The sequence below is a fragment of the Streptomyces sp. CNZ287 genome (assembly GCF_007827615.1).
Genome location: NZ_VISV01000017.1, coordinates 79,817 through 102,793, shown reverse-complemented (window position 1 = coordinate 102,793; position 22,977 = coordinate 79,817). Strand labels below are relative to the sequence as shown.

Sequence of the window (22,977 nt, the reverse complement as noted above, 5' to 3'; positions counted from 1 at the left end):
CTGCGCCCCCCGAACCCCCGCAGGTTCCGCCCCGGCCACCCGGGGTGCGCCCGACCCTCGCGGGGCCGCCGCCCTCCCCGCCCGGGCTGTGCCCTTCGCCCCTCCGCCCACACTCTCGCTACGGCGTTGCCAGGGCCGTTGTCGGGGAGAGGCGGCTGGCGTGGAGGGCGGGGTAGAGGCCCGCCAGGGCGCCTACGGTCAGGGTGGCCGCCAGGCCGCCGGCCAGGGTCCAGGCCGGGATCACCGGCGGCCAGGACTGCGACGCCGCGTACGAGGCCGTCACCCCCGCTCCCAGGAGTGCGCCCGCCGCGCCGCCCAGGGCCGACAGCAGCAGCGACTCCGCCAGGAACTGCGTGCGGATGTGCCCGCGGGTGGCGCCCAGGGCGCGGCGCAGGCCGATCTCCGCGCGGCGTTCCAGCACCGAGATGACCATCGTGTTCGCCACCCCCACGCCGCCCACCAGCAGCGCCACCGCGCCCACCCCCAGCAGCAGCCGCGTGAACGCCTCGCCCGCCGCGCGCTTCGCCGCCAGCGCGTCCGACGGGCGCGAGACCTCCACCTCGTTCGGCGCCGCCGGGTTCGCCGTCGCGCCCAGCACCGACCGGACCTCCTCCACGGCCGCGTCCGCCGACCTCGTGTAGACCGTCGTCGCCCGGCCGTCGAAGCCCAGCCGGTCCTCCGCCGCCCGCCACCCCACCAGCGCCCCGGTGTCCAGCTCCGGTGCCAGCGGCGCCGGCTCCAGGATCCCCACCACCGTGAACCACTCGCCGCCCACCAGCACCCGCACCTCCGGTGCCGACCGGCCCACGCCCAGCCGCTCCGCCGCCGTCGCGCCCAGCACCACCGCCGGATAGCGCGCCGTCGCCGCGTTCAGCCAGGTGCCGGTGCGCAGCCGCGCGCCCGTCGCCTCCGGGAGGCCGGTGCGTGCCGCATACGCGGCCAGACCGCCCGTCTCCGCCTCCGGGATCCGGTCCGTGCGGTAGACGTGCGCGTCCGGGACCTGGCCGATCGCCGACACCGACGTCACCGGGCCGATCCTGGCCACCATGTCCTCCGCCCGCGCCGGCAGCTTCGCCTGCCCGCCGCTCATCGTCCGGCCCGGCGAGACCGTCAGCAGGTTCGTGCCCAGTGAGGCGAGCGTACGGTCCAGATCCGCCCGCGAACTCGACGAGATCCCCACCACCGCCACCATCGCCGCGATCCCGATCGCGATCCCCAGCGCCGACAGCACCGCCCGCAGCGGCCGCGTCCGCAGCCCCACGGCCCCGCCGCGCACCACGTCCCCCGGCCGGAGGACCGCGGGTGGCATCTCCTCAGCCGGCCTTCCCTTCACTTCGCCCTCGCCCCCTCCTGCTCCAGCCTGCCGTCCCGCAACCGCACCTGCCGCGGCAGCGACGCCGCCAGCTCCCGCTCGTGCGTGATCACCACCACCGTCGTCCCCGCCGCGTTCAGCTCCCGCAGCAGTTCCACCACCCCCGCGCCCGACGCCGTGTCCAGGGCCCCCGTCGGCTCGTCCGCCAGCAGCAGCGGCGGGTCGCCCGCCACCGCGCGGGCCACCGCGACGCGCTGCCGCTCGCCGCCCGACAGCTCGTGCGGCCGGTGCTCCATGCGGTGGGCCAGGCCCACCCGGTGCAGCACCCCCGCCGCGCGGCGGCGGCGCTCCGCCGGGCGCAGGCCGGTGTAGAGGAGGCCGTCGGCGACGTTGTCGAGGGCCGACGTGCCGCCCGCGAGGTGGAACTGCTGGAAGACGAAGCCGATCCGGTGGGCACGCAGCGCGGACAGGCCGGCGTCGGACAGCGCGCCCACGTCGTACCCCGCGATCCGCACCCCGCCCGACGTGGGGCTCTCCAGGGTGCCCAGGACATGGAGCATCGTCGACTTCCCCGACCCCGACGGGCCGGTGACGGCGACGAGTTCGCCCGCGGCCACGCGCAGGGAGACCCCGGCGAGCGCGGTGACGCCGCCCGGGTAGGTCTTCGTCACGTTCGTCAGCTCGATCACCGCGGCATGCCCACCTTCGTGCCCGCCGTCAGGCCCTCGCCCGAGACCTCGACCCGGCCGCCGGCGAACAGGCCCGTCTCCACCGGTACGTACCGGGTGGTGCCGTCCGTCACCACCTCCACGCCGAAGCCGCCCTCCGCCAGTGCCAGCAGCGCCGCGACCGGCACCGTCAGCACGTTCTCGCGCCGGCCCGCGGTGAAGTCCACGTGCACGCCCGCCTCGTCGTACGCGGACGCCGCCTTTCGCGCCTCCGCGCCCTTGAGCCGGACGACGACCTCTACCACCGTCCGCGCCTCCTGCTCGCCGTCGGCCGGCCGCGTCCGTACGGACACCTCCGCGACCGTGCCGCGCACCGTCCGCCCGTCCGGCAGCTCCACGCCCACCTTCGCGCCCCGCCGCGCGAGCCGCCGGTCCGCGACGTCCAGTTCCGCGGTGACGGCCACGTCGGTGCCGGTGTACGTGAGGACGTCGGCGCCCGGTACGACGAGGTCGCCGCGCTGCGCGTCGACGCTCGCCACCACGACCGGGCCGGGCGCGAACACCACCTGCCCCGGCTCCACCCGGCCCGTCGCCCCGGCACCCAGGTCGTCCTGCCAGTCGCGGACGGCGGCGGCCGTGGCGCCGGAGTAGGCGTCGTCCACGGTGAAGCCGGTGTAGCCGAGGGCGCTCAGGTTGCGCTCGAGCTGCGCCACGTCCGTGCCCTCGGCGCCGGGCGCCAGCGTGCGGTACGCGGGCAGGTCCCCGTACAGCAGGGTCACCGGCTCGTCGTCCAGCTCGTACAGCGCCTCGCCGCGGGTCACCCGCGCGCCCGCGCGCGGCAGTTCCGTCAGCGTGCCGTCGGTGCGGGCGGCGGCGCCGGTGGCCGGGCCGTGGCCCAGCTCTGCGTCGGCGCTTCGGGTGTCGACCAGCGTGTCGCGGGTCACCTCGGCGGTGGCCGGGGGCAGTTCGCCGTCGGCGGCGCCGGCCGGGCCGCCGGTGCCGCCGAGGCCGAGCCCGGCCGCCGCGGCACCGCCCGTCGCGGCGAGGAACACCGCCCCGGCGGCCATCCGCCGCCGCCTGCGGCGGTGCCGGCCGCGGCGCGGCGGAGACGGATCCGCCCCGGGCAGGTCCGTGGCGGTCGGGTCCGCGGCCGGTTCGTCCGCCGCGGCCGGGCCCCCGGGGCCCGGCTCCCGCCGGGAGGCGGCGGGTTGCGCCGTCATTCGCCCTCCACCTCGTTCGTGGAGCTCTCGCCCTCGCCCGCCGGCATCAGCTTCCTGCACGCCTTCGCCGCCCCGCCGTAGTCCGGGTCCTGCTGGATCGCGCCGTCCATCTGCAGCCCGCCGCCCGGCACCGGATCCGGGAAGTCCGCCACACCGTTGCTCCGCATGCAGCGCGCGTACGCGCGCAGCTTCTCCTCCAGCTCCTTGCTGATCGGGTCGTTCTTCGAGAGGGTCGCCGGGTCGTACTCCCGGCACGCCTCCATGGCGCGCTTCGCCTTCGCCGGTCCGACGCCGTCCATGTTCAGGTTCACGCCCTGCCCGGGCTCCGGGTCCTGGACGTCCACGCCGTTCTCCCGCAGGCACCGCGCGAACTGCAGCATCTGCTCGTCCATGTCGTCCGCGACCGGGTCCTTCCCGCCGCTCTTCTTCTCCTCGCCGCCCGCGGTCGCCACCGTCCCGTCGCCGCCGCCGGAGCCGCAGCCCGTGAGGGCCAGGGTGACCGCCAGCGGCAGGGCCGCGAGCGCGGTGCGCGTACGTCGTCGCATCGTCGTCTCCGCTCCTTCGGGGCGCGGGCGTCAGCCGCCCGCGCCGTACGGGCCGATGCAACGCGGTGGCGCGTTTCCCCGCCGTTTCCGCCGTACGCCCCCGTCTCCTCACGCCGAGGAAACGCGCCCTTCGGCACCATGAGCCTCCGAACCCAGCTACGGGAGGACGCCGATGAGGGTGCTGGTCGCCGAAGACGAGCCGGTGCTCGCGGCCGCCGTCCGCGCATGGCTGCGCGCCGAGGCGCACGCCGTCGACGTCGCGTACGACGGCGCCGCCGCGCTGGAGCGCGCCGCCGTCCACGACTACGACGTCGTCGTCCTCGACCGCGACCTCCCCGCCGTCCACGGCGACGACGTCTGCCGCCGCCTCGTCGCCGCCGGCTCCGCGGCGCGCGTGCTGATGCTCACCGCCTCCGCCGACGTCGCCGACCGCGTCGCGGGTCTCGGCCTCGGCGCCGACGACTACCTCACCAAGCCGTTCGCCTTCCCCGAACTCGCCGCCCGGGTCCACGCCCTCGGCCGCCGCGCCCGGCCCGCCGCGCCGCCCGTGCTGCGCCGCGCCGGGATCGCCCTGGACCAGGCCAGGCACGAGGTCGTACGCGACGGGCGCTATGTGCCCCTGTCCCGCAAGGAGTTCGCCGTCCTCGCCGAACTGCTCCGCGCGGAAGGCGCCCCGGTCTCCGCGGAACTCCTGCTGGAGAAGGCGTGGGACGAGCACGCCGACCCCTTCACCGGCGCCGTCCGCCTCGCGGTGCTCAAGCTGCGCCGCAAGCTCGGCGAGCCGCCCGTCGTCGAGACCGTCACCGGCGTCGGATACCGCATCCCATGAGCGGCCCGCGCACCGTGCTCCGGCCGCGGCGCTTCACCCTGCGCGCCCGGCTGACCCTCGTCTACGGGGCCATGTTCCTGGCCGCCGGCGCCGTGCTCCTCGGCCTCACCTACGTCCTGTTCAACGCCCGCCTCGGCGCCGGCGGCACCTTCAACAGCAGCTCCACCGAACCCTCCGCGGCGCCGACCGGCACCCCCGCCCGCGCCCCCGGCCCCGGTCCGGAACCCGGGTTCGAACACCAGCGGTTCACCGAGAGCCGCGAGGACGTCCTGCGCGACGCCGCGGGCACCTCCCTCCTCACCCAGGGCGGCATCGCCCTCCTCGTCGTCGGTGCCGCCGCGGCCGGCTCCGGCTGGCTCGTCGCCGGCCGGGTCCTCGCCCCGCTGCACCGCGTCACCGACACCGCCCGGCGGATCGCCGACGCCCCCGCCGCCGGCCGCGGGCTGCACGAACGCATCGCGCTCGGCGGCCCCGACGACGAGGTCAAGGAACTCGCCGACACCTTCGACACCATGGTCGAACGGCTCGACCGCTCCTTCGACGGCCAGCGCCGCTTCGTCGCCAACGCCTCCCACGAGCTGCGCACCCCGCTCACCCTCGGCCGCGCCCTGGTCGAGACCGCCATGCACCGGCCCGCCGCCTCCGCGGACATCCGGCGCCTGGGCGAGGACCTGCTGCAGATCAACTCCCGCCACGAGCGGCTCATCAGCGGGCTGCTGCTCCTGGCCTCCTCCGAGAACGAGATCACCGAACGGCACCCCGTCGACCTCGCCGACATCGTCACCCACGTCGTCGCCCAGGCCGTCTCCGAGGCGGCGAAGGCCGGGATCGAGGTGACCGTGAAGACCGCGGAGGCGTGGACCGCGGGCGACGCCCTGCTGCTGGAGCGGCTGGTGCACAACCTGGTCGAGAACGGCGTCCGCCACAACTCCGGCGCGGGCGGGTACGTCCGCGTCACCTGCGCCACCGGGGCCGGCGGCCGGGCCGAACTCCGGGTCGCCAACACCGGGCCCACCGTGCCCCCGTACGAGATCCCCGCCCTCTTCGAGCCGTTCCGCCGCCTGGGAGCCGACCGGCTGGTCACCGGCGGCGGGGCCGGGCTGGGGCTGTCGATCGTCCGGGCCGTCGCGCGCGCCCACGGCGGGGACGCGGCCGCCCGCCCCCGCGACGGCGGCGGGCTCACGGTGACGGTCACGCTGCCGCCGGACCCGGACGCCGGACGGCACTCCGGGCAGGACGCCGGACAGCGCGCGGGGCCCGCGTCCTAGGGTCTGTCTTCACTCTCCCGTCTGCGGCTGGGGGTACCGCCCACGCGCGCGCAGCGCGCTGTGGGGGAGGAGCCCGGCACGCACGCTCGCCGCGTTGTCGGGATCGACCGAAGAGGCCCCCTATGCGGTCGGCCCTCCGCCTTGCGATCGCACGCACCAGACTCCCCCTACGCCCCGGGGGCGTGGGCGGTGCCCCCTGCCCCGCCCGCCCTACGGGCGAACGACGCGAGAGTGAAGAGAGACCCTAGTCCGCGGCGCCCAGCTTCAGCAGCGCCTCCGGCGCCTCCTCCACCCCGTCGACCAGCGCGATCCGCGGCGCCATCGGCCGGCCGTCCGCCAGCGCCGACAGCAACTGCCACGCCGGCAGCCGCGCCGACCAGTGGTCGCGGCCCACCAGCACCATCGGCCGCGGTTCGCCGCGCGACTCGTAGTAGTTGGGCGTCGCCGCGTCGAAGATCTCCTGCACCGTGCCCGCCGCGCCCGGCAGGAACACGACGCCCGCGGTGCTCCGGGCCAGCAGCCCGTCCTCGCGCAGCGCGTTCGCGAAGTACTTCGCGATGTGCCCCGCGAAGGCGTTCGGCGGCTCGTGGCCGTAGAACCAGGTGGGGATGCCGATCGAGTCGCCGCCGCCCGGCCACCGCTCCCGTACCGCGAACGCCGCCTCGGCCCACTGCGCCACCGAGGGCGTGAACGACGGCGCCTTGCCCAGCATCCGCACCGCCTCGTCCAGCATCGCGTCGTCGAACTCCACCGCGTACGCGCCCAGGTTGGCCGCCTCCATCGCGCCGGGACCGCCGCCCGTGGCCACGTCGAATCCGGCGCGCACCAGCGCCCGGCCCAGCCGGGCCGCGCCCGCGTAGTCCTCGCCGCCGCGCTCCAGCGCGTGCCCGCCCATGACGCCGACGACGGGGCGGCAGGCGCGCAGCCGCTCGTCCAGCGCGTTGGACATCGACTCGTCGTGCATGCCGCGGATGACGGCGGCGAATATGTCGTGCTCGGCGCGGGTGCGCTGGAACCAGGCGTACGAGCGGGCGTCGGGCGTCTGCTCGTACCCCCGCGCCAGGCCCGCGAACAGCTCGTCCGGGGTGTACAGCGCACCCCGGTACGGGTCGAACGGCAGATCCGGAACCACAGGGAAGACCAGCGCGCCGTCGCGCTGCACGCGGTGCGCCGCCTCCTCGGCCATCGGGCAGCCGAGGAACACCGCGCCGTGCACGTCCGCGGTGAGCAGCAGCCGCGTGCGGTCCGTCAGATCGACGGACTGCACGCGGAACCCGCTGATGGAACCGGAGGCGACGGCGGCGTCGAACTCGGCCAGGGACTCGATCTCGAAGGGGGAGTGCGGCATGCGCCCCACCCTAGGCGCGTTCGCGCACCCGTTCGGCGATTCCGGTCGTCAGCTCCCGGTCCAGGTCCGGAAGATCCCACGCGCCCGCGCGGGTCGCGGCGTTGCTGATCCAGAAGACCAGCGTGCCGTCGTCCAGGAAGCGGGCGACGCGCCCCGAGGACCACTCGTTGCCGCCGTCGTGGGTGGCGACGGGGGCGCCGCCGAGGTCGAGCAGGCTCCAGCCGTAGCCGTAGAAGGACCCGGCGCCGCCGCCTTCCGGGACGTACCGCGTGAACAGCAGCTTCCTCGCCTTCGCGGGCAGGACGCGGTCGCCGAGGAGGGCGCGGTGCCAGCGGAGCATGTCGCGGGCGGTGGAGAGCATGCCGCCGTTGCCGCGGAGGTTCCAGTACGGGCCGTCGCCGGCCCAGGGATGGTCCATCGGCCGGCCCTGCGGGCGGCCCCGGCGGTCGTACTCGACGGCGATGCGGTCCCGGTCCCAGTCGGGCAGGACGTACCCGGTGTCGGTCATGCCGGCGGGGCGGAAGAGGTGGCCGGCGAGGTACGGCTCGTAGCCGGTGCCGGACGCCTCCTCCACGACGGCGGCCAGGAGGCTGTAGCCGGTGTTGGAGTACGCGTAGCGCTCGCCGGGCGGCGAGTGGAGCGGGGTGGCGAGGGCGCCGGAGACCAGCCCGGCGCGGGAGAGCGGGTCGTAGTCGTCGCCGAGGGACTCGGGCAGCCCCGCGGTGTGGGTGAGAAGGTGGTGGAGGGTGATGCCGCGCTTGTCCGCGGGCACGCCGTCGAGGTGGCGGGAGAGGGGGTCGGTGACGCGCAGCTTCCCCTCGGTCTGGAGCTTGACGATCGCCGCGGCGGTGAACTGCTTGGTCATCGACGCGATGTCGTACACGGTGCCGCAGCCCGCCCGCGCGCCGGTCCCGGGGTCGGCGGGCCCGCGCCCCGAGCAGGTCACCGCGGCCCCGCCGCGGGCGGCGACGACGGTGCCGGGCGCGTCTTCCGGCCACACCTCGTCGAGGTACTTCTCCACCGCCCGGGTGGCGGGGTCGCCGGCGCGCGCCTGCGTCCGTATCCCGGCGGCACCGTCGTCCCGCACGTCCCGGTCCCGGTCACGGTCCGCCCCGCACGCGGCCGCCGCCGGCAGCACCAGCAGCACGAGCAGGGCGGCGAGCAGGCGCCGGGCGCGGATGTCTCCGTACGTCGTCATGCGGGGAGGCTAGGCAGCGGGCGCCCCCGGGGTCGTCACGCGCCCGGGCGAACCGCGGGCGCTCACACGGGGGACGCGGAAGTCCCCCGCACGGGGGAGGGACGGCCGTTGCCGCCCTCCGCTAGCGCAGCGGCAGTGACGCCAGTTCGCCCAGGGCCAGGGACAGGGGGGCGAAGACCGCCAGGAGGACCGTCGTGCGGAGCAGCGCCGCGCGGCGCAGCAGGCGGGGGGAGGCGCCGAGGCGGAGGAGGGCGGTGGTGGCGTGGGTGCGGGCGCGTTTGGACTCCAGCGCCGCCATGCCCGCCGTCGCCACCGCGCAGCCCACCACCAGGGCCGCGCCCAGCACCGTCAACGGGCCCAGCGACCGGGCGTCGTCGCCGTCCGGCCAGACGAGCGTGCACAGCACCCCGCCCGCCGCCACCGCGCACAGCGCGCCCAGCGGGCGGCCCACCCGGCGGGCCTCCTGCTGGAGCACCCGCCCGGCGAGCAGCCGCAGGGCACCCGGGCGCAGCGCGCACAGCAGCCGGCCGCAGAGGTGGACGATGCCGGGGCCCGCGAGGATCAGGCCCGCCGTGATCAGGGCCCAGCTCGCGACGACCGCCGGCGCCGCGTCGCCGGAGCCGCCGGGCAGCGGCAGCTTCAGCGCCGCGTCGTCCCCGGCGCTCGCGAAGCTGCCCGCGTACGCGCCGAGGGCCAGGCCCGTCGTCGCCAGCGCGGTGCCCCACGGCAGGTCGGCGGGGACCGGCGGGTCGTCGCCGCCCGGCCCCGGTGCGGCCAGGGCCACCCCGGTCGCGTCCGCCGCCTCGCGCCGGGCCCGCAGCCGGGCCGCCGCCGCGGCGGAGCCCTGCGCCGCCGTACGCCGCGGGCGCAGGCTCGCCGCGCTCGCCGCCGCGGCCAGCGCCGGTACGCAGGTGAGCAGCGTGAGCGCGCCGGCGACGGGCAGCGGGCCGCCGGCGCCGAGGAGCGCGGCGGCGGCGCCGTCGAACGGCAGCCCCGACAGGTCGCCGCGCAGGTGCAGGAAGAACAGCAGCGCCAGCGCGCTGCCCAGCAGGCACGACACCGCCGTCGTCACCGCGGCGACCGCCGGCGCCGTGGCCGGGCCGAAGCCCGCGGAGGAGAGCGCCTGCGACGGCCTTGCGTGCGGGTCGGTACGGGCCACGGCCACCGCGAACTGGACGGTGGCCGCCAGCGGCGCCACGCACCACAGCAGTTGCTGGGGCGAGGCGTGGCCCAGGGCGGTCAGCAGCAGGAAGCCGACGCCGGCCGAGGCGCACGCGACGAGCAGCCTGCGGAGCAGGACCAGCGGGTGGGAGCCGCGGGCTAGGCGGAGACTGAGCACGGGTCCTCCGAGTTCTCCGTCGGCCGCGCCGCCCCTGCCTCCGTACCCGCTGCCGCCGCCCCGTCCCCGTACCCCGCGACCTCCGCCGCCGTCCGCGCCCCGCTCGCCCGGCGCCCGTCGACCAGCGGGAACGTCCGGTCGGCCGCCCCGGCGACGGCCGCGTCGCCCTCCGGCCCGGCGAGCACGACGCTGATCCCGTGCGAGCGCGCCGCCGCGACGAGCGTGCGCAGCGCCTGCATCCCCTCCGCCCGCCGCAGCGGAGCCGTCGGCTCGTCGGCGAAGACCACGTCGGGCCCGGCGACCAGCGCGCGGGCGATGGCGACGTGCTGCCGCTGCTGCTGCGGCAGCTCCGCGGGCCGGGAGCGCGCGATGCCGCCCGCGTCGAGGCGCTCCAGCCACTCCATCGCCGCGCGCCGCGCCACGCGGTGCGCATCGCCGGCCAGCAGCAGCGGCAGCGCCACGTTCTCCCAGGCGGTCAGCTCGGGGACCAGCTCGGGGCGGGTGCCGATCCAGCCGAAGCGGTCCCGGCGCAGCCGCTCGCGGGCGCCGGCGGAGAGGGTGTGCACGGGGCCGCTGTTGAACCACACCTCGCCCTGCTGGGGCAGCAGTTGCCCGGACAGGCACTTCAGCAGCGTCGTCTTGCCGCTGCCGCGCGGCCCGAGGACGGCGAGGATCTCGCCCTGTGCGACGCCCAGCGAGACGCCGGCCAGCGCCGGGGTGCCGCCGTGGGCGTAGTGCAGGGAGCGGGCCCACAGCACGTCGTTGTCGGGTGGGGCGGTCCGAGTGGTCGCCGCGGTCATCGCACACCTCTTTCCCTGGGTCCCCTTGCGCCCCCACGGTGGTGGAACGAGGACGGCGGGCTCCGGTCACTCGCACCCTAGGAAGGGGCGGCGGAACCGCAGGTGAGGCGGCGGGCGGCGCGCCGGATGGTCCGCTCGTACGGACGGACCGCCCGGCGCGCGCACCGGGACGGGCAGGGTCAGAGCCGCGCCCAGGCGTCGGTGAGGACGCCCCGCAGGATCTGCTCCGCCTCGTCGAAGACCGCCTGGTCGGCGACGAGCGGCGGGGCGAGCTGCACCACCGGGTCGCCGCGGTCGTCGGCGCGGCAGTACAGGCCGTTCTCGAAGAGCGCCCGGGAGAGGAAGCCGTAGAGGACCCGCTCGGTCTCCTCGGCCGTGAAGGTCTCCTTGGTGGCCTTGTCCTTCACCAGCTCGATGCCGTAGAAGTAGCCGCTGCCGCGCACGTCGCCGACGATCGGCAGGTCGAGCAGCCGTCGCAGGGTGGCGTGGAACGCCTCCTCGTTGGCGCGTACGTGGCCGTAGAGGTCCTCGCGGTCGAAGATGTCGAGGTTGGCGAGGGCGACCGCGCAGGAGACGGGGTGGCCGCCGAAGGTGTAGCCGTGCGGGAAGGTGTTGCCGCCGGCGTAGAAGGGCTCGGCGACGCGGTCGGAGACCAGGCAGGCGGCGAGCGGCGAGTAGCCGGAGGTCAGGCCCTTGGCGCAGGTGATGAGGTCGGGCACGTAGCCGTACCGGTCGCAGCCGAACATGTGGCCCAGCCGGCCGAAGGCGCAGATGACCTCGTCGGAGACGAGCAGCACGTCGTACGTGTCGCAGATCTCCCGCACCCGCGCGAAGTACCCGGGCGGCGGCGGGAAGCAGCCGCCGGCGTTCTGCACCGGCTCCAGGAAGACCGCGGCGACCGTCTCCGGGCCCTCGAAGAGGATCTGCTGCTCGATCTGGTCGGCGGCCCAGCGGCCGAACGCCGCCGGCTCCTCGGGGGCACCACCGTGCCCGGCAGCCCGGTAGATGTTGGTGTTCGCGACCTTGCGGGCGCCGGGGACCAGCGGCTCGAAGGGGGCCTTGAGCCCCGGCAGGCCGGTGATGGAGAGGGCGCCCTGCGGGGTGCCGTGGTAGGCGACGGCACGGGAGATCACCTTGTACTTGCCGGGCCGGCCGGTGAGCTTGAAGTACTGCTTGGCCAGCTTCCAGGCGGTCTCGACCGCCTCGCCGCCGCCGGTGGAGAAGAACACCTTGTTCAGGTCGCCGGGGGCGCCGGCCGCCAGCCGCTCGGCGAGTTCGACGGCCTTGGGGTGGGCGTAGGACCAGATCGGGAAGTACGCCAGCTCCGCGGCCTGCTTGGCGGCGGCCTCGGCCAGCTCGGTGCGGCCGTGTCCGGCCTGCACCACGAAGAGGCCGGCGAGGCCGTCGAGGTAGCGCTTGCCCGTCTCGTCGTAGATGTACGCGCCGTCGCCGCGGACGATGGTGGGCACGGGGGCGTTCTCGTACGACGACATCCTGGTGAAGTGCATCCACAGGTGGTCGTACGCGGCCTTCGAGGTGGCCGAGGGGGTGGCGCCGGATGCGGCGGTGCTGCTGTCCTTGCTCACGGTTATCAGGTTCCCCACGAGTAGGTCTGCTTGCGCAGCTTCAGGTACACGAAGCTCTCCGTGGCGCGGACGCCGGGCAGTGCCCGGATCCGCTTGTTGATGAGCTCCAGCAGGTGGGCGTCGTCGTGGCAGACGACTTCGGCGAGCAGGTCGAAGGAGCCGGCGGTCACCACCACGTAGTCGACCTCGTCGAGCCCGGCCAGCGCGTCCGCGACCGGCTCGACGTCGCCGTCGACGGTGATGCCGATCATCGCCTGTCTCATGAAGCCGACCGTCAGCGGGTCGGTGACGGCGACGATCTGCATGACACCCTGCTCCAGCAGCTTCTGCACCCGCTGGCGCACGGCCGCCTCGGACAGGCCGACGGCCTTGCCTATCGCGGCGTACGAGCGGCGGCCGTCCTGCTGCAACTGCTCGACGATCTTCAGCGAGACGTCGTCCAGCGCCGAGCCCGCCTGCTTCTTGTCATGTGTGGCCACGCTGTCACTCTGCCCGAGCGCCGGAGCCCGCCGCAAGGGATCGGAAACTGAATCCGTGGATGAATGGCGTACAGGCGATGGATTCGCTTGTTCCAAGATGCTTGAGCTGTCAATCTCGTACGAGGACGGGGAAGTGGCCGCACCGGCGAGGCCGCGGGCGGCGACGGAAGTCTTCCTGTTCAGGCGCCTCGTGACGGGCAAATCTCCCGCCGTTAGGGTGGGGCGCATCAGCGGACCGACTACTGGAGGGTCGCAGTGACCAGCGAACCGCGCCGTCTGCGCAACTACATCAACGGAGAATTCCGGGACGCCGCCGATGGCCGGACCATGGACGTCGTCGACCCGGCCACCGAGGAGGTCTACGCGACCGCGCCCCTGTCCGGCGCCGCCGACGTCGACGCCGCCGTGCAGGCCGCGGCGGCGGCCTTCCCCGGCTGGCGGGACGCCACCCCCGGGGCGAGGCAGCTGGCGCTGCTGAAGATCGCCGACGCCCTGGAGGCCAGGGCGGACGAGCTGCTGGAGACCGAGTGCAAGGACACCGGCAAACCCCTGGAGCTCACCCGCGAGGAAGAGCTGCCGATGATGCTGGACCAGATCCGGTTCTTCGCCGGCGCGGCCCGCATGCTGGAGGGCAAGTCCGCCGGCGAGTACATGGACGGCCTCACCTCGTACGTACGGCGTGAGCCGATCGGCGTCTGCGCCCAGGTCACCCCCTGGAACTACCCCGTGATGATGGCGATCTGGAAGTTCGCCCCCGCGCTGGCCGCGGGCAACACGGTGGTCCTCAAGCCCTCCGACACCACCCCGGCCGCCACCGTGCTGCTCGCCGAGATCATGGGCGGGATCCTGCCCAAGGGCGTCTTCAACGTCGTCTGCGGCGACCGCGACACCGGCCGGCTGATGGTCGAGCACCCCGTCCCCGCGATGGCCTCCATCACCGGCTCGGTCCGGGCCGGCAAGGAGGTCGCGGGCAGCGCCGCCAAGGACCTCAAGCGGGTGCACCTGGAGCTGGGCGGCAAGGCGCCGGTCATCGTCTTCGACGACGCCGACCTCCCCAAGGCCGTCGAGGACATCGCCGTGGCGGGCTACTTCAACGCCGGGCAGGACTGCACCGCGGCCACCCGCGTGCTCGTCCACGAGTCCGTCCACGACGAGTTCGTCTCCGCCCTCGCCAAGGCGGCGGCCGAGACGAAGACCGGCCCCGGCGAGGCGGACGCGCTCTACGGCCCGCTGAACAACGCCGCGCAACTGGAGCGCGTCGCCGGCTTCGTCGACCGGCTCCCGGCGCACGCGCGCGTCGAGGCCGGCGGCCGGCGGATCGGCGACAAGGGCTACTACTACGCCGCGACCGTCGTCTCCGGGCTCCGGCAGGACGACGAGATCATCCAGAACGAGGTCTTCGGCCCCGTCATCACCGTGCAGTCCTTCACCGACGAGGACCAGGCCCTCGCCTTCGCCAACGGCGTGCAGTACGCCCTGGCCTCCTCGGTGTGGACCAGGGACCACGGCCGGGCGATGCGGCTGTCGAAGGCGCTGGACTTCGGCTGCGTGTGGATCAACACCCACATCCCGCTGGTCGCCGAGATGCCGCACGGCGGCTTCAAGAAGTCCGGCTACGGCAAGGACCTCTCGTCGTACGGCTTCGACGACTACACCCGCGTCAAGCACGTGATGACCGCACTCTGAGCGCGGTTCCCGCACACCTACCTAGGTAGGCCGCGGGCCCGGCCCGCGCGGATACGTATACCGATCCGCGCGGGCTACCGATGTCCGCGGCCCGTCCGCGGGGCAGGCTGAACCCGCGGAGCCGACGAGGACTCCGCCGGCTGCGGCGACGCAGCGCAAACGCAGCAGACCAGCCTGGACGACGATGGGCACGGCCACATGACGCTGATCGGGCGCCGGGCGGACACCGCACGCCTCGGGGAACTCTTACGTGACACGCGGCTGGTGACGGTGACCGGCCCCGGCGGGGTCGGCAAGAGCGCGCTCGCGGCCGAGGCGATCGGCCGTCTCGGCCGCGGGCGTTCCGCCCCCGAGGTGCTGCGCGTCGACATGGCGCCGGTGCGCGAGCCGGTCGCGGTGCACCGGCGGCTGGCGGAGGCGGCGCGGCGGCTGCCGGACAGCGGGCGGCGGGCGGCGGTGCTGATCGTGGACACCTGCGAGCACGTCGCCGTGGCGGTCGCCGACGGACTGGACGCGCTGCTGCGGCAGCGGACGGGGCTGCGGGTGGTGGTCACGAGCCGGGTGCCGCTGGGCGGCGGCGCGGGTGCGGCGCCCCCGGCCGGCGCGGGAGCCGGCGCCGCGGGCTCCGCGCCGGCCGGGGGAGCGGGAACAGGGGCCGGCACCGGCGGCGGAACGCGGCGGCGTCCCTGGCCGCGCGGCGCGACCCTGCGGCTCGAACCGCTGGCGCCCGCCGACTCCGTGACGCTGCTGGAGAGCCTGGCTCCGCACGCCCTGCTCGACGACGACGGCGACCGCGAGGCCCTGCACGCCACCTGCGCCCTGCTGGAGGGCCTGCCGCTGGCGGCCAGGATCGCCGCCTCCCAGCTCGCCCGGCACTGCCCCGACCGGCTGCTGGAGCGCATCTCCCGCCCCGCGGGCTGCCTCGACCTGGCCGTCGAGGAGCCCCGCTGGCCGGCCAGGCAGCGCTCGCTGCGGGCCTCGCTGCGCTGGACCCACCGTCTGCTCACCCCCGCCGAGCAGTTGCTGTGGGCGCGCTGCAGCGTCTTTCCAGGAACGTTTCGACTTCCGGACGCCACCGAGGTCTGCGCCGACGAGCGGCTGCCCCCCGGCGCGCTGCCCGCCGTCTTCCGCGCGCTCCAGCGCCAGGGCGTCCTCGTCCTGCGGGAACGGGCGGGCGGCGGCCGCGTGGCGGCCGGGGCGGGGGAGCGGCCGGTGCGGATGGCGCGGCCGGTGCGCGCGTACGGGATGGAGCAGCTCGTACGGCTCGGCGAGGAGGCGGACTTCCAGCGCCGCTGTCTGGACTGGACGATGGTGGCCGAGGACACCTGGGAAGACTGATTCCGTCGCTTCTTCAAATGAAGACGACGGAATCCCTTGCCGGATATAGCATCTCCTGTCATGATCAGCCATCACCCCCTGCCGGAACGACATCCTGCCGAAACGACATCCGGAGTGGTTCGATGGCCCCTCGCCTCGAAGCGGCGGCACGCTTCGCCCCCGGCGCGCAGTTCGTCGCCGGCCGCCTGGTCCCCGGCACGTCCGGGCGCGTGCAGACCGTCACGGACCCGGCCACCGGCGCGGAGGTCCTGCGGTACGAACTCGCCGGACCCGCGGACGTCGACGCCGCCGTGGCCGCCGCCGCGGCGGCGCAGCCCGGCTGGGGCGCCTCGACCCCGGCTGAGCGCTCCGACGCGCTGCACCGGCTCGCGGGGCTGCTGGCGGAGCGGGCGGAGGAGTTCGCGTACGCCGAGTCGCTGCAGTGCGGCAAGCCGATCCGGCTCAGCACGGAGTTCGACGTCCCCGGCACCGTCGACAACGCCGCGTTCTTCGCCGGCGCCGCCCGGCTGCCGGAGGGCAGGGCCGCCGGGGAGTACAGCGCCGACCACACCTCGGCGGTCCGCCGCGAGCCCGTCGGCGTCGTCGGCTCCATCGCGCCGTGGAACTACCCGCTGCAGATGGCCGCCTGGAAGGTGCTGCCGGCCGTCGCCGCCGGGAACGCCATCGTGCTGAAGCCCAGCGAGCTGACGCCGCTCACCTCGCTGATGTTCGCCGAGGCCGCCGCCGACGCCGGGATACCCGCCGGCGTCGTCAACGTCGTCTGCGGCGCCGGGCCAGACGCCGGCGAACACCTCGTCGGGCACCCGGACGTGGCGATGACCTCGTTCACCGGCTCCACCGCCGTGGGCCGCCGCGTCGCGGCCCTCGCCACCGCCGCGGGGGCCGGCGTGAAGCGGCTCCATCTGGAGCTGGGCGGGAAGGCACCGTTCGTCGTCTTCGACGACGCCGACCTCGAGGCCGCCGTGCACGGCGCGGTCGCCGGGGCGCTCATCAACACCGGCCAGGACTGCACCGCCGCCACCCGCGCGTACGTCCAGCGCCCGCTGTACGACGCCTTCGTCGACGGCGTCGCCGCGCTCATGGCCCGGGTCCGGCTCGGCGACCCCTTCGACCCCGCGACCGACCTCGGCCCTCTCGTCTCGTACGCCCAGCGCGACCGCGTCGCCGCCTTCGTCGACCGGGCCCGCGCCGCCGGCGCCCGCGTCGTCACCGGCGGCCGGGCGCCGGACCGCACGGGCGCGTACTACGAACCCACCCTCGTCACCGGCGCCGCGCAGGACAGCGAGATCGTGCAGAGCGAGGTCTTCGGGCCCGTGCTGGCGGTGCTGCCCTTCGACGGCGACGACGAGGGCATCGCGCTCGCCAACGACACCCCCTACGGCCTGGCCGCCTCAGCCTGGAGCCGCGACGTCTACCGCACCGCGCGCGCCGCCCGGGAGATCCGGGCCGGCTGCGTGTGGCTCAACGACCACATCCCGATCATCAGCGAGATGCCGCACGGGGGTTACCGGGCCTCCGGCTACGGCAAGGACATGTCCGTGTACTCCTTCGAGGAGTACACCCAGATCAAGCACGTGATGCAGGACATCACCGGGACCGCGCGCAAGGAGTGGCACCGCACCGTGTTCACCCCCTGAGCCGCCCGGCGCCCGCGCGCACGCCCGCCGCGCACCGCTCGCCCGGCCCCGGCCCCGGCCCCGGCACCGCGCACCCCGTACCACGTACCACGCGCCCCGCAGCCCACTGGCCCGTCCCCGAGGAAGGCCGACCCCCATGGACCCGTTCGCCTCACTCCCCGAACCCATAGCGAGGGCCTGGGAGCGCAGCCTGGCCAGCGGCCGGGCCGCCCTGTCCAGGCGCCGGCTGCTCGCCGCGGGCGGCGCGCTGGCCGGGGCCGCTGCGCTCCCGGCGCTCGGCGCGTGCGGCATCCCCGCCGCCGACGGCGGCGGCCGGGACGGCGAAGCCGCCGCCGCCAAGGACTACTCGAAGCAGGAGAAGGAGCTGGCCTTCTCCAACTGGCCGCTGTACATCGACGTCGACGACGAGAACGAGAACGTCCGTCCCACCCTGGAGCGCTTCCAGGAGCGCAGCGGCATCCGCGTGACGTACACCGAGGACGTCAACGACAACGTCGAGTTCTTCGGCCGCATCAAGCCGCAGCTCGCCGCCGGCCAGGACACCGGCCGCGACCTGGTGTGCCTGTCGGACTTCATGGCGGGCCGGCTCATCCGGCACGGCTGGGCGCAGCGCCTCGACCCGCGCAACCTGCCGCACGCCAACGTCAACCTCGAACCGCGCTTCCGCAACGCCGCGCACGATCCGGGGCGGCAGTTCACCATGCCGTGGGCGGGGCTGGCCACGGTCGTCGCGTACAACAAGAAGGCCACCGGGGGCCGCGCGGTCTCCTCCGTCGCGCAGTTGCTGGAGGACGAGAGCCTCAAGGGCAAGGTGGCGCTGCTCACGGAGATGCAGGACACCATCGGCATGACGCTCATCGACATGGGCAAGTCGCCGACGAAGTTCACCGACGACGACTTCGGCGCCGCCCTCGCCCGGGTCCAGAAGGCCGTGGACGGCGACCAGCTCCGCCGCTTCACCGGCAACGACTACACCGAGGAACTGGTCAAGGGCGACATCGCGGCCTGCCTGGCGTGGGCGGGCGACATCGTGCAGCTCCAGTTCGACACCGACGACATCGAGTTCGTGATCCCGGAGAAGGGCTACCTCTACGCCACCGACGACCTGCTCGTCCCGGCGAGGGCCCGGCACAAGACCAACGCCGAGAAGCTGATCGACTACTACTACCGGCCCGACGTCGCCGCCGAGCTGGCGGCCTGGGTCAACTACATCTGCCCCGTCGTCGGCGCCCGCGCCGAGATGAAGAAGATCGACGCCTCGCTCGCCGGCTACCCGCTGATCTTCCCCGACCGGCAGATGATCGACAAAGGCCAGGTCTTCATGTCGATGAACGACGACAAGGAGACCGCGTACCAGGACAAGTGGTCCAAGGTGATCGGGGCGTGAGCGCGGTGACGGAGCGGCGGGCGGGCGTCACGCTCACCGGGATCAGCAAGAGGTTCGGCGACGTCACCGCGGTGCACCCGCTGGACCTCACCGTCCCCCGGGGCTCGTTCTTCGCCCTCCTCGGCGCCTCGGGCTGCGGCAAGACCACCACGCTGCGGATGATCGCCGGCCTGGAGCGGCCCACCACCGGCACCGTACGCCTCGGCGACGAGGACGTGACCGCCCTGCCGCCGCACCGGCGCAAGGTCAACACCGTCTTCCAGAGCTACGCCCTCTTCCCCCACCTCGACGTCCGCGACAACGTCGCCTTCGGGCTGCGGCGCCGCGGCATCCGGTCGGTGGCCAAGGACGTGCAGCAGACGCTGGAGCTGGTCGAGCTGGGCCACCTCGCCCGCCGCAAGCCGCACCAGCTCTCCGGCGGCCAGCAGCAGCGCGTGGCGCTGGCCCGCGCGGTCGTCAACCGGCCCGAGGTGCTGCTGCTCGACGAGCCGCTGGGCGCGCTCGACCTGAAGCTGCGCCGGCAGATGCAGTTGGAGCTCAAGCGCATCCAGACGGAGGTCGGCATCACGTTCGTGCACGTCACGCACGACCAGGAGGAGGCCATGACCATGGCCGACACCATCGCCGTGATGAACGCGGGCCGGGTCGAGCAGCTCGGCGCGCCCGTCGAGCTGTACGAGGACCCCGCCAGCTCCTTCGTCGCCAACTTCCTCGGCCAGTCCAACCTGATCGCCGCAGAGATAGCCGGCACCGCCGGCGCGGACCTGCTGCTCTCCGCCGCCGGCGACGTCAAGCTGGCGCTGCCCGCGGCCCGTTGCCGTGCCCGGTCCACCGCCGTGGGCACGCGGGTGCTCGCCGGGATGCGGCCGGAGAAGATCTCCCTCACCCACCGCGACGCCGCCGCCGGCACCGTCCCCGACGGCCGTAACCGGATACCCGGCACCGTCGTCGACGCCTCCTTCACCGGCGCCGCCACCCAGTACGTCGTCGACAGCCCCGTCTGCCCCGAGCTGTCGGTCTTCGTGCAGAACGTCGAGCGCGACCCCGGGCTCGTACCGGGCGCGGAGGTCGTCCTGCACTGGAACCCGGCGCACACGTTCGGGCTCGACGGCGACGAGGACATCGACGCGGGTACGGGCGAGGAGGCCCTGTGACCGCGCTCGCCGCCCCGCCGGAGGCGAAGCCCGACGCGCCCGGGCCCCCGCCCCCGCGCCGCCGGCTCACGCCGTACTGGCTGCTGCTCCCCGCCGCGCTCTGGCTGCTGGTCTTCTTCGCCGCACCGCTGGTCTACCAGGCGTCGACCTCCGTGCAGTCCGGCTCCTTCGAGGAGGGCTTCGAGGTCACCTGGCGGTGGGCCAACTACACCGACGCGCTCGACCAGTACGCCGAGCACTTCGCCCGCTCCTTCGGCTACGCCGCCGTGGCCACCGTCCTCTGCCTCGCCATCGGCTACCCGCTCGCGTACATGATCGCCTTCCGCGCCGGGCGCTGGCGGGGCGTGCTCCTCGTCCTCGTCATCGCCCCCTTCTTCACCAGCTTCCTCATCCGGACGCTGGCCTGGAAGACGATCCTCTCCGACAACGGCCCGCTGGTGGGCGCCCTGGACACCCTGCACGTCCTCGACGTCACCGCGACCCTCGGCCTGACCACCGACGACCGGCTGCTCGCCACCCCGCTGGCGGTCGTGTGCGGACTGACGTACAACTTCCTGCCGTTCATGATCCTGCCGCTGTACACCTCGCTGGAGCGCATCGACCCGGGCCTGCACGAGGCCGCGCAGGACCTCTACGCCCGGCCGCTGACCGTCTTCCGCCGGGTGACCTTCCCGCTGTCGATGCCCGGCGTCGTCGCCGGCACGCTGCTGACGTTCATCCCCGCCTCCGGCGACTACATCAACGCCCAGCTCCTCGGCTCGCCGAAGGAGCAGATGGTCGGCAACGCCATCCAGAAACAGTTCCTCAACGTGCTCGACTACCCGACCGCCGCGGCGATGTCGTTCCTGCTGATGGCCGCCATCCTGATCATGGTGACCGTCTACATCCGCCGGGCCGGCACCGAGGAGCTGGTCTGATGCGCTGGATCCGCCGCCACCTCGTCGTCATCGCCGGCACCCTCGCGCTGGTCTACCTGCTGCTGCCCAACGTCGTCGTGCTGGTCTTCTCCTTCAACGACCCCGCGGGCCGCTACAACTACACCTGGCAGTCCTTCTCCACCGATGCCTGGACCGACCCCTGCGGCGTCGCCGGCATGTGCGACTCCGTCGGCCTCAGCCTGCGGATCGCGCTCGCCGCCACCGTCGCCGCCACCGTCATCGGCACCCTCGCGGCCTTCGCGCTCGCCCGGCACCGCTTCCGCGGCCGGGCCGCGGGCAACTCGCTGATCTTCCTGCCGATGGCGATGCCCGAGGTCGTCATGGCCGCCTCGCTGGGCACCCTGTTCCTCAACATGCGGGTCGAGTTCGGCGTGACGACGATCCTCATCGCGCACATCATGTTCTGCCTCAGCTTCGTCGTCGTCGCGGTCAAGGCGCGGGTGGCGAGCATGGACCCGAAGCTGGAGGAGGCCGCCCGGGACCTGTACGCGGGGCCGCTGCAGACCTTCCTGCGGGTCACGCTGCCGCTGGCGGCGCCGGGGATCGCGGCCGGTGCGATGCTGAGCTTCGCGATCTCGCTGGACGACTTCATCATCACGCAGTTCAACGCGGGACCCTCCACGGTCACGTTCCCCATGTACGTCTGGGGCGCGTCGCAGCGCGGCATCCCGGTGCAGGTGAACGTCATCGGCACGGCGATGTTCGTGGCCGCGCTGGCGCTGGTCGTGGCCGGGCAGGTCGTCGGGGCCCGGCGGAGGTCGCGGGCATGACGGACCCCGCACGCTCCCTGGCGCCGGCCGCCCCGCGGCCGTACTGGCTCGACGACCCGGAACGGCCCGCGGCGCTGCCCGCGCTCACCGGCGCCGAGGAGGCCGACCTGCTCGTCGTCGGCGGCGGCTACAGCGGCCTGTGGACGGCGCTGCTGGCCAAGGAGCGCGGCCCCGGCCGCGACGTCGTCCTCATCGAGGCCGCCGAGTGCGGCTGGGCCGCCTCCGGGCGCAACGGCGGCTTCTGCGCCGCGTCGCTCACCCACGGCCTCGGCAACGGCCTGGAGCGCTGGCCCGAGGAGATCGGCACGCTGGAGAGGCTGGGCGCGGAGAACCTGGACGCGATCGGCGCGGCCGTCGACCGGTACGGCATCGACTGCGACTTCCGGCGCACCGGCGAGATCACGGTGGCCACCGAGCCGTACCAGCTCGATGAGCTGAGCGAGTTCGCCGAGGAGGCGACGCGCCGCGGGCTCGGCGAGGGGCTGCTGCTCATGGACCGGGACGCGGTCCGCGCCGAGGTCGACTCGCCGACGTTCCTCGGCGGGCTCTGGGACCGCGACGGCGTCGCCATGGTCCACCCGGCACGGCTGGCCTGGGGCCTCAAACGGGCCTGCCGGGAGGCGGGCGTACGGATCTACGAACACACCCCGGGTCTCGCCCTCACCCCCGCCGGCGGAGGAGGCGGCGGGGGCGGGGCGTTCCGCTCCGCGGGGGCCCCGGGCGTGCGGGGGCGCGGCGGCGCGATGGAGGTGCGCACCCCGTACGGGCGGGTGCGCGCGCCGCACGTCGCGCTCGGCACCAACGCCTTCCCGAACCTGGTCCGCCGGGTCCGCCCCTACCTCACCCCCGTCTACGACTACGCGCTCATGACCGAGCCGCTGTCCGCCGCGCAGCGCGACGCCGTGCGCTGGCACCGCCGCCAGGGGCTCGCCGACAGCGCCAACCAGTTCCACTACTTCCGCATCACCGCCGACCACCGCATCCTGTGGGGCGGCTACGACGCCGTGCACCACTTCGGCGGCGCGGTGCGCACCGAGTACGACCAGCGCCCCGAGACCCATCTGAAGCTCGCCCGCCACTTCCACCGCTGCTTCCCGCAGCTCGCGGACGTCCGTTTCACTCACCGCTGGGGCGGTGCCATCGACACCTGCTCCCGCTTCGCCGCCTTCTTCGGCACGGCCCACGCCGGCCGCGTCGCGTACGCCGCCGGCTACACCGGACTCGGCGTCGGCGCCAGCCGCTTCGGCGCCGAGGTGATGCTCGACCTCCTCGCGGGGGAGCGCACGGAGCGTACGGAGCTGCGGATGGTGCGCAGCAAGCCCCTGCCGTTCCCGCCGGAGCCGCTGGCGTGGGCGGGCATCGGGCTGACGCGGTGGTCGCTGGCGCGGGCCGACGCGGGCGGCGGGCGGCGGAACCTGTGGCTCAGGGCGCTGGACCGCATGGGCATGGGCTTCGACAGTTGACGGATGCAGGGA

Annotated in this window: 20 protein-coding genes; 10 read left to right on the top strand and 10 right to left on the bottom strand. The window is 74.6% G+C overall.

Annotated features, from left to right (window positions below; genetic code table 11):
- Positions 1-118: 118 nt before the first annotated feature.
- From FB457_RS26590 to FB457_RS26575, 4 genes are read right to left on the bottom strand one after another with little or no spacing between them, the layout of a single operon-like run.
- Positions 119-1,309 (bottom strand): ABC transporter permease, encoded by a 1,191-nt coding sequence (locus FB457_RS26590; protein WP_145783519.1) that lies wholly within the window; start codon positions 1,307-1,309, stop codon positions 119-121.
- 20 nt (positions 1,310-1,329) lie between these two features.
- Positions 1,330-2,001 (bottom strand): ABC transporter ATP-binding protein, encoded by a 672-nt coding sequence (locus FB457_RS26585; protein ID WP_145783518.1) that lies wholly within the window; start codon positions 1,999-2,001, stop codon positions 1,330-1,332.
- Positions 1,998-3,200 (bottom strand): efflux RND transporter periplasmic adaptor subunit, encoded by a 1,203-nt coding sequence (locus tag FB457_RS26580; protein ID WP_047018352.1) that lies wholly within the window; start codon positions 3,198-3,200, stop codon positions 1,998-2,000. Before FB457_RS26580 ends, FB457_RS26585 begins: the two co-directional genes overlap by 4 nt.
- Positions 3,197-3,745, bottom strand: coding sequence for a hypothetical protein (locus FB457_RS26575; protein ID WP_047018353.1), 549 nt, complete (start codon positions 3,743-3,745; stop codon positions 3,197-3,199). Before FB457_RS26575 ends, FB457_RS26580 begins: the two co-directional genes overlap by 4 nt.
- 172 nt (positions 3,746-3,917) lie before the next feature.
- On the opposite strand from FB457_RS26575, the gene FB457_RS26570 reads away from it, so the two are divergent.
- The gene (locus FB457_RS26570; protein WP_047018354.1) at positions 3,918-4,574 is read left to right on the top strand and encodes a response regulator transcription factor; all 657 of its coding nucleotides are present in this window, start codon (positions 3,918-3,920) and stop codon (positions 4,572-4,574) included.
- On the top strand, positions 4,571-5,842 hold the full coding sequence (locus FB457_RS26565) for a sensor histidine kinase (RefSeq protein WP_047018355.1): 1,272 nt from the start codon (positions 4,571-4,573) through the stop codon (positions 5,840-5,842). The genes FB457_RS26570 and FB457_RS26565 overlap by 4 nt, the downstream gene beginning before the upstream one ends.
- A gap of 244 nt (positions 5,843-6,086) precedes the next feature.
- Here the strand turns inward: FB457_RS26565 and FB457_RS26560 are convergent, their stop codons facing one another.
- The 6 genes from FB457_RS26560 to FB457_RS26535 all read right to left on the bottom strand — a co-directional run bounded on the left by FB457_RS26560 (position 6,087) and on the right by FB457_RS26535 (position 12,592).
- Positions 6,087-7,190, bottom strand: coding sequence for an LOG family protein (locus tag FB457_RS26560; RefSeq protein WP_047020419.1), 1,104 nt, complete (start codon positions 7,188-7,190; stop codon positions 6,087-6,089).
- A gap of 10 nt (positions 7,191-7,200) precedes the next feature.
- Positions 7,201-8,388 carry a serine hydrolase domain-containing protein gene (locus FB457_RS26555; protein WP_047018356.1) on the bottom strand — a complete coding sequence of 396 codons (1,188 nt, stop codon included), beginning with the start codon at positions 8,386-8,388 and terminating at the stop codon, positions 7,201-7,203.
- Between the two features lie 121 nt (positions 8,389-8,509).
- Complete coding sequence (locus FB457_RS26550; protein WP_145783516.1) at positions 8,510-9,727, bottom strand: hypothetical protein; 1,218 nt, start codon at positions 9,725-9,727, stop codon at positions 8,510-8,512.
- Positions 9,709-10,527, bottom strand: a complete 819-nt coding sequence (locus FB457_RS26545; protein WP_347615522.1) for an ABC transporter ATP-binding protein — start codon at positions 10,525-10,527, stop codon at positions 9,709-9,711. The genes FB457_RS26550 and FB457_RS26545 overlap by 19 nt, the downstream gene beginning before the upstream one ends.
- Positions 10,528-10,706: 179 nt before the next feature.
- On the bottom strand, positions 10,707-12,131 hold the full coding sequence (locus FB457_RS26540; RefSeq protein WP_486589142.1) for an aspartate aminotransferase family protein: 1,425 nt from the start codon (positions 12,129-12,131) through the stop codon (positions 10,707-10,709).
- On the bottom strand, positions 12,119-12,592 hold the full coding sequence (locus FB457_RS26535; RefSeq protein WP_047018360.1) for an Lrp/AsnC family transcriptional regulator: 474 nt from the start codon (positions 12,590-12,592) through the stop codon (positions 12,119-12,121). Before FB457_RS26535 ends, FB457_RS26540 begins: the two co-directional genes overlap by 13 nt.
- A 255-nt stretch (positions 12,593-12,847) precedes the next feature.
- Between FB457_RS26535 and FB457_RS26530 the strand changes: the two genes are divergently transcribed.
- The 8 genes from FB457_RS26530 (at position 12,848) to FB457_RS26495 (ending at position 22,965) form a co-directional block, all read left to right on the top strand.
- A complete protein-coding gene (locus FB457_RS26530; RefSeq protein ID WP_047018361.1) occupies positions 12,848-14,278 on the top strand; it encodes a gamma-aminobutyraldehyde dehydrogenase in 1,431 nt (476 codons plus the stop codon).
- 198 nt (positions 14,279-14,476) lie between these two features.
- Entirely contained in the window at positions 14,477-15,616 is a 1,140-nt protein-coding gene (locus FB457_RS26525) for a hypothetical protein (protein ID WP_047018362.1), read from the top strand.
- 122 nt (positions 15,617-15,738) lie between these two features.
- Positions 15,739-17,253 carry a gamma-aminobutyraldehyde dehydrogenase gene (locus tag FB457_RS26520; RefSeq protein ID WP_047018363.1) on the top strand — a complete coding sequence of 505 codons (1,515 nt, stop codon included), beginning with the start codon at positions 15,739-15,741 and terminating at the stop codon, positions 17,251-17,253.
- 136 nt (positions 17,254-17,389) lie between these two features.
- Complete coding sequence (locus FB457_RS26515; RefSeq protein ID WP_145783513.1) at positions 17,390-18,640, top strand: polyamine ABC transporter substrate-binding protein; 1,251 nt, start codon at positions 17,390-17,392, stop codon at positions 18,638-18,640.
- Complete coding sequence (locus FB457_RS26510; RefSeq protein ID WP_047018365.1) at positions 18,637-19,794, top strand: ABC transporter ATP-binding protein; 1,158 nt, start codon at positions 18,637-18,639, stop codon at positions 19,792-19,794. The genes FB457_RS26515 and FB457_RS26510 overlap by 4 nt, the downstream gene beginning before the upstream one ends.
- Positions 19,791-20,711, top strand: a complete 921-nt coding sequence (locus FB457_RS26505; RefSeq protein WP_047018366.1) for an ABC transporter permease — start codon at positions 19,791-19,793, stop codon at positions 20,709-20,711. The genes FB457_RS26510 and FB457_RS26505 overlap by 4 nt, the downstream gene beginning before the upstream one ends.
- Entirely contained in the window at positions 20,711-21,502 is a 792-nt protein-coding gene (locus FB457_RS26500; protein WP_047018367.1) for an ABC transporter permease, read from the top strand. The genes FB457_RS26505 and FB457_RS26500 overlap by 1 nt, the downstream gene beginning before the upstream one ends.
- Positions 21,499-22,965, top strand: coding sequence for an FAD-dependent oxidoreductase (locus tag FB457_RS26495; protein ID WP_145783511.1), 1,467 nt, complete (start codon positions 21,499-21,501; stop codon positions 22,963-22,965). The genes FB457_RS26500 and FB457_RS26495 overlap by 4 nt, the downstream gene beginning before the upstream one ends.
- The last annotated feature ends 12 nt before the right edge of the window (positions 22,966-22,977 follow it).